The organism is Pedobacter sp., from assembly GCF_035566355.1.
Classification (GTDB): Bacteria; Bacteroidota; Bacteroidia; order Sphingobacteriales; family Sphingobacteriaceae; genus Pedobacter.
This window is the reverse complement of record NZ_DATMRL010000404.1, coordinates 1-6004: the sequence shown is the minus strand read 5'-3', so window position 1 is coordinate 6004 and position 6004 is coordinate 1. Positions and strand designations below refer to the sequence as shown.

Sequence of the window (6004 nt, the reverse complement as noted above, 5' to 3'; positions counted from 1 at the left end):
ACTGCCATTTGCACCGCTTTCCGAAGGGCTGCAATTTTGTTATTTACTTCGTTCAGTTCATTCTCCGCAACAGAATCTGCCACAATACCGGCACCCGCCCTGTAATGCAGCTCATTGTTTTTACTCATAAAGGTCCTGATCATAATGGCATGGTTAAATTCTTCATTAAAGCCCATATACCCGATAGCTCCCGCATAAAAATTACGCCCTAATCCTTCATATTGATCAATCAGCTGCATCGCCTTATATTTTGGAGCTCCACTTAAAGTCCCCGCCGGATAGGTATCCGCCACAACTTTAATTGCTGAGGTTCCTTTCTGCAGATTTCCGCTCACCTTTGATACCAAATGGATCAGGTGAGAATAATACTGAACCTCTTTAAAAGATTTCACCTGTACCTGATTACAATGTCTGCTCAAGTCATTCCTGGCCAGATCGACCAGCATCACGTGTTCTGCGCTTTCTTTAGGATCCTGCTCCAATTTTCTGGCAATTTCAGCATCCTCCTCATCATTTCCGGTGCGTTTAAAAGTACCTGCGATCGGAAAGATATTTGCCGTGTTGTTCTTAATGGTAATCTGGGCCTCTGGCGATGAACCAAAAAGCTTAAAGTCCCCATAATCAAAATAGAACAGATAAGGAGAAGGATTGATCGAACGCAAACAGCGGTATACATTAAATTCATCACCAGAAAAACCCTGCTTAAATGCTCTTGATGGAACTATTTGAAAGACATCCCCTCTTAAGATATGCTTCTTCATCTTCTCCACAATATCCATAAAACCCTGGTCTGTCAAATTGGAGCTTTCTTCGCCCTCTATCTTAAAATTATATTCCGGGAAATTTTTATTCTGGATCAGGTATTCGATCTTTTCCAGATCTACATTTTCTTCGCCATTAAAACTGTTGTTGAACAATGTGATCTCGTTGCGAAAATGATCAACCGCAATGATATATCGGTACACATGGTACTGCATCACAGGAATAGTCTCCTGCTCAGGAGCAGTGGCCGTCAGAGAAATATCCTCAAAATGTTGCACAGCATTCCAGGTAAAATAGCCAAAAAGCCCGGAGGAAATATAACGGCCATCTGCATCTGATTTATGATCAAATTTAGATTTAAATGCATCTATCTCTTCAATAAGATTAAAATCAGTTTTCTCCTCCCTGCTCCCGTCCGGATAGTAGACAGACAGCACCTCGTTTTTCAGTACAATGCCGGCTACCGGGTCTGCACAAACATAACTTACAGAATTTTCCCTGCTGTGATAGTCAGAGCTTTCCAGCAAGATGGTATTGGGGAATACATCTCTTAACCGAAGGTAGATACTCACCGGAGTGGTCGTATCTGCGAGCCTCTTTTTGAAAGAAGTGCGGATCGTAATGTTGCCTTTCATAAATTATTTATAACATCATTTTTAAAAATCAAAAAAGTCCAAATACAAAAAAACCCGACGTTGTGTAACGTCGGGTTAGAAATGTGGTTGGTTTAGGTTGATAAACTATAAGGTACACAAAGCTGCGACGAAACTCTTTTCGGAATTACCACGCCACTGCCATGTATGTATATTGTTGATCATGAGCAACAAAAATATAAATAAAACTTAGAAGTCAAAATAAAATTGTAAAATTTACGATACTCCAAAGAATGAACGGGAAACATCGGCCCTTGTCATGGCATAGATTGCCGCAACGATGATCACCAAGGCCAGTGTAAAATAAATTGCAATGGTTTTATGTTTAGCCGCCGGATGATCAAACCGTTTAGAGCGGGCATTACCCACAGTTATTAAAATTACAGCAAAGATCATCATACTAATGTGCTCCATTTTCCAGTATCTGGCCATCGCCACTGAACTGTCCGCTTTGTACCAGTTGTTCATGAAATAAAGAATCAAGCCCATAAGCAACTGTATATGAGAACTGATCAGCGTAAAAACATTCAGCTTTCTATTGCCTTCTGTATACGCTTTTTTGCCCAACCAGCCTGAAAAGGCATTGACAATAGCAACAATAAGGAGAATTAACACTACATAGCGCCAACCTGAGTGCGCACTTTTTAAGATTTCACTTAAACCCATAACTTTTTTCTTTCAAATCTAACCAATTCCTTCTTACGGCAAAAATTTACGCTTTAATTTACATTAAGTCCACTCTCTACTTCTCAACTCCCTGCTTTTCTCAACTCCCTACCCGGATCACCACCCTCCTCTGCAATTTGCTACGAAAAATTCTCGTACGCTGCGGAAAGACCTCAGAGATCTGCGGCTTCTTCAGCCGCCTGATATCGTTAGTCTTGAAGCAGCTGTACAGAATTTTTCGAACAATTCACCTCTACTTATCCAAACCGCTCTCGGTTTTCCCTCTCAAACGCTTCGCGTCCCGAAGGCTCTTATGAAGCATCCATTCAATCTGGCCATTAACACTACGAAATTCATCAGCAGCCCATTTCTCAATAGCCTTCATTGTCTCTGCGTCAATTCTCAATGCAAATGATTTCTTTTCGGCCATCTTTACTGATTTAAAGTTCCTGTATTAATCACCGGTTTGGTTTCACTATCCCCACAAAGCACCACCATTAAGTTACTTACCATGGCCGCTTTCTTATCCTCATCAAATTCTATAATATTCTTTTCCGAAAGCAGGTTTAAAGCACTTTCCACCATTCCGACAGCGCCTTCAACAATCTTGTGTCTCGCTGCAACCACCGCCGAAGCCTGCTGCCTTCTCAGCATAGAATGCGCAATTTCAGGTGCATAAGCCAAATAACCGATCCTGGACTCGATCACTTCTATACCAGCGATCTCCAAACGCTCTGCCAGCTCATTTTCAAGGGCACGGTTCACATCGTCAAAATTTGTACTTAAGGTTACAGTAGCCGTTTCATCTTCAAAATGATCATAAGGAAAAGAACCTGCCAGCTTACGTACCGCAGAATCTGACTGTATTTTAATAAAGGCACTGTAATTATCTACCTCAAAAGCCACTTTAAACGTATCTCTAACCCGCCAAACCAAAATCACACTGATCAGGATCGGATTACCCATCTTATCGTTCACCTTAATTTTCTCGCTTTCAAAGTTCCGCGCACGCAGTGAATAAGTAAAACGGGTAAACAATGGATTGATCCAGAACAAACCATTTTGCTTTACACTTCCCCTGTATTTTCCAAACAACAACAATACCTTAGAACTGTTCGGGCTTACAATGATCAGGCCCTTGGCAATTAAAATAATAATCAAAGCCGAAGCGATAATCAATCCAACGGATTGCGTTACTATACCAAAGGCCAGCAGACCTGCGGCAAGAATCAGAATGACTATAGCAACATAGCCATTAAAAGGATTTACAGTACTTTCTGTTTTCATATTGCTCAATATTTAAATGATATTAAATTGATATCATAAACATAGACAAAATCTTCCTGATTTTGTTTCCTTTTTTATATAAAAAAATAAAATATTATAAATTCATATTCAGATAGGGCTAACAAAACACATACAGATGTGTCTAATAATTAAAGTGTTGAAGCATGAACTATCAGGAAATCCGTCCTCCGGACCATCTTAAAGAACACATCAGGTATTGCTGGACGCTGGAAAGCACCCATACAGAAACCAGCATCACCCCCTTCAGAACAATAGCCGACGGCTGTCCGGGCCTCATCTATCAGCCAAAAAATGCGGGGACCCTTTACCAGGGAGATAAACAGCTATCTGATCTGTTCCTTTTCGGGCAAAGCACCCGCTATGCCGAACTACAGCTCTCCGGAAATTTCCAGGCCATTGGCATCCATTTTTACCCCAATGCCTTAAAAACATTATTTGGTCTTCCGGCGGAAGAACTCACGGACTCCTGTTTAAATCTGGAGGAGCTCATCCAAAAGAAACATCCGGCGCTCTCAGACCAGCTTTTATATTCACATGCAACAAAAGATCAGCTTGAAATCCTCTTTCATTATCTGGATATGGAGCAACAAAGCAGCTTTCATTTGCAGGATTTCACCATGAAATATGCACTCACACAAATCGTCCAATCCAGAGGATTTGCCTCATTAAAAGGACTGCAAGACCACCTTGGCCTGTCAGAGCGAAGCATGGAAAGAAAATTCAAAGCCTATACCGGTATCTCACCAAAACTATTCTCCAGAATTTGCCGGTTCCAGGCCTCTTTAAAACAATTAAGAAATCATGAATACGATAAATTTTCAGATATAGCTTATGAAAACAACTACGCTGATCAGTCACATTTCATTCGCTCCTTTAAAGAATTTGCAGGTTTTTCCCCTTTTCAATACCAAAAAAAATCATTTGAAATCGTCGAAAACCTAAACCAGCTCAGCCCTTCATAAAACCTGTCGGTTTTGTTCTATTTTGTCCATCAGGCATCCCCTAGTTTTGAAGTAAAAATTAAAATTATGGAAAGCAAAGACAAACTCATTTTGGTACTTGGAGGTACCGGTAAAACAGGTAAAAGAATCGCAGAACAGCTTAGCCAACTCGGTCTGGAAGTAAGAATCGGCTCAAGGTCTGCCATTATCCCTTTTGATTGGGATGACGAGCAAACATGGACTCCGGCGCTCCAGGATGTTCATGCGATCTATCTCTCCTTCCAACCGGATCTCGCCGTACCAGGAGCCCCAGACTGCATCCGGGCATTTACTTCCCTCGCCAGCCGGAAAGGGGTAAAGAAAATCGTTCTGCTGTCGGGCAGAGGAGAACCGGAAGCTGAACAGTGCGAGGAAATTGTAAAGCAAAGTGGTTTGGACTGGACCATTCTCCGGGCAAGCTGGTTCGCCCAGAATTTCAGCGAAAGTTTTCTTATGGACCCCATATTAGCTGGTCACGTCGTACTGCCTACCCGAGACATCAGAGAACCATTCATTGATGCCAATGATATTGCCGAGGCGGCTGTGGCCGCATTTATCAGCAATGAACACCAGCATCAACTCTACGAACTAACAGGTCCGCGCCTTTTAACATTTCCTCAAGCCATTGAAGAAATAGCCTGTGCTCTGGAAAAACCGATTATCTATGAACAAGTTTCCCTTCAGGCCTATGCAGATTTACTCCGGTCTTTTGAGGTTCCCGAAGAATACATCTCCTTACTCCATTATCTCTTTTCAGAAGTGCTGGATGGAAGAAATGCGTACCTTACCGATGACCTGGAACGCATGCTCAAAAGGAAACCAACAGATTTTTCGGAATACATCAAAAAAACAATCGAATCCGGGATTTGGAAAAGTTAGGATAACTACGAATTAACGCTCTCTGTGCTTCTGTTTCTCTCCTTATAAAGAAGCAAACAAATTAATGCCGAAAAAGCACAAACCGTCATAATCAATGGCATAGGTAAGGTCGATTTTTCTGGAAACAAACTGACTATTACAGAAGCCACCGCCCCTAATCCCATCTGCGAAGCCCCCATTAAGGCAGAAGCGCTGCCCGCATTTTTACTAAAGGGTGCAAGAGAAAGCGCAGCCGCATTTGGATTAATCAAGCCCAGACAAGCCAGGTACAACGCAATAAAAGCAATAGTACTATACAAATTAAGCAAGCCCTGATGAGCCGCGATTAAGAACAATGCGCTGCACAATGCCTGTGCCACCAAAGCAAAGGAAACAATCTTCTTACTGCTAAACCACCTCAGCATCAAACTATTTACCTGACTGGAACCTATAAAAGCGACAGACAATAAGGCAAATATCCATCCATATCCCGTTTTGCTTACCCCATACAGGTTCATAAATACGATAGGTGATGCCGATACATAAGCAAACAGACCTGCGAAAGCCAGAGAAGCAATCAATGCATAAGTATAAAACTGACGCTCGGCTATAACCGTTAAAAAACTTCTGATAATTGGCCCCGGTTTCAACGAATATCCAGGATCTGGCCGATAACTTTCCGGCAGAAAAAAGAAAGCAGACAAGAGCATCATCAAGGCCATCAGCGCCAGAAAAACAAATACATAGGGCCAGCCCAAACCAGCAATCAGATACCCT

7 protein-coding genes are annotated in these 6004 nt (G+C 41.9%); 2 read left to right on the top strand and 5 right to left on the bottom strand.

The features are described from left to right. The 4 genes from VNZ46_RS15610 to VNZ46_RS15595 form a co-directional block, all read right to left on the bottom strand. On the bottom strand, positions 1 to 1397 hold a 1397-nt coding region (locus VNZ46_RS15610), incomplete at its 3' end, for an anthranilate synthase component I family protein (protein ID WP_325560994.1). Between the two features lie 234 nt (positions 1398 to 1631). Further along, entirely contained in the window at positions 1632 to 2081 is a 450-nt protein-coding gene (locus VNZ46_RS15605; protein WP_325560993.1) for a cytochrome B, read from the bottom strand. 253 nt (positions 2082 to 2334) lie between these two features. Beyond that, positions 2335 to 2511, bottom strand: a complete 177-nt coding sequence (locus VNZ46_RS15600) for an Arc family DNA binding domain-containing protein (protein ID WP_325560992.1) — start codon at positions 2509 to 2511, stop codon at positions 2335 to 2337. Between the two features lie 2 nt (positions 2512 to 2513). Beyond that, on the bottom strand, positions 2514 to 3368 hold the full coding sequence (locus VNZ46_RS15595; RefSeq protein ID WP_325560991.1) for an SPFH domain-containing protein: 855 nt from the start codon (positions 3366 to 3368) through the stop codon (positions 2514 to 2516). A gap of 164 nt (positions 3369 to 3532) precedes the next feature. Between VNZ46_RS15595 and VNZ46_RS15590 the strand changes: the two genes are divergently transcribed. Further along, complete coding sequence (locus VNZ46_RS15590; RefSeq protein ID WP_325560990.1) at positions 3533 to 4351, top strand: helix-turn-helix transcriptional regulator; 819 nt, start codon at positions 3533 to 3535, stop codon at positions 4349 to 4351. Between the two features lie 66 nt (positions 4352 to 4417). After that, positions 4418 to 5248 (top strand): NAD(P)H-binding protein, encoded by an 831-nt coding sequence (locus VNZ46_RS15585; protein WP_325560989.1) that lies wholly within the window; start codon positions 4418 to 4420, stop codon positions 5246 to 5248. A gap of 5 nt (positions 5249 to 5253) precedes the next feature. Here the strand turns inward: VNZ46_RS15585 and VNZ46_RS15580 are convergent. Then, positions 5254 to 6004: MFS transporter (locus VNZ46_RS15580; RefSeq protein ID WP_325560988.1), on the bottom strand; the 751-nt coding region annotated here is incomplete at its 5' end.

What these genes read in the sequence shown, in the direction of transcription:
- VNZ46_RS15595 (WP_325560991.1), bottom strand. Translation starts at nt 3,368, where the DNA reads ATGAAAACAGAAAGTACTGTAAATCCTTTTAATGGCTATGTTGCTATA.
- VNZ46_RS15605 (WP_325560993.1), bottom strand. Translation starts at nt 2,081, where the DNA reads ATGGGTTTAAGTGAAATCTTAAAAAGTGCGCACTCAGGTTGGCGCTAT.
- VNZ46_RS15600 (WP_325560992.1), bottom strand. Translation starts at nt 2,511, where the DNA reads ATGGCCGAAAAGAAATCATTTGCATTGAGAATTGACGCAGAGACAATG.
- VNZ46_RS15585 (WP_325560989.1), top strand. Translation starts at nt 4,418, where the DNA reads ATGGAAAGCAAAGACAAACTCATTTTGGTACTTGGAGGTACCGGTAAA.
- VNZ46_RS15590 (WP_325560990.1), top strand. Translation starts at nt 3,533, where the DNA reads ATGAACTATCAGGAAATCCGTCCTCCGGACCATCTTAAAGAACACATC.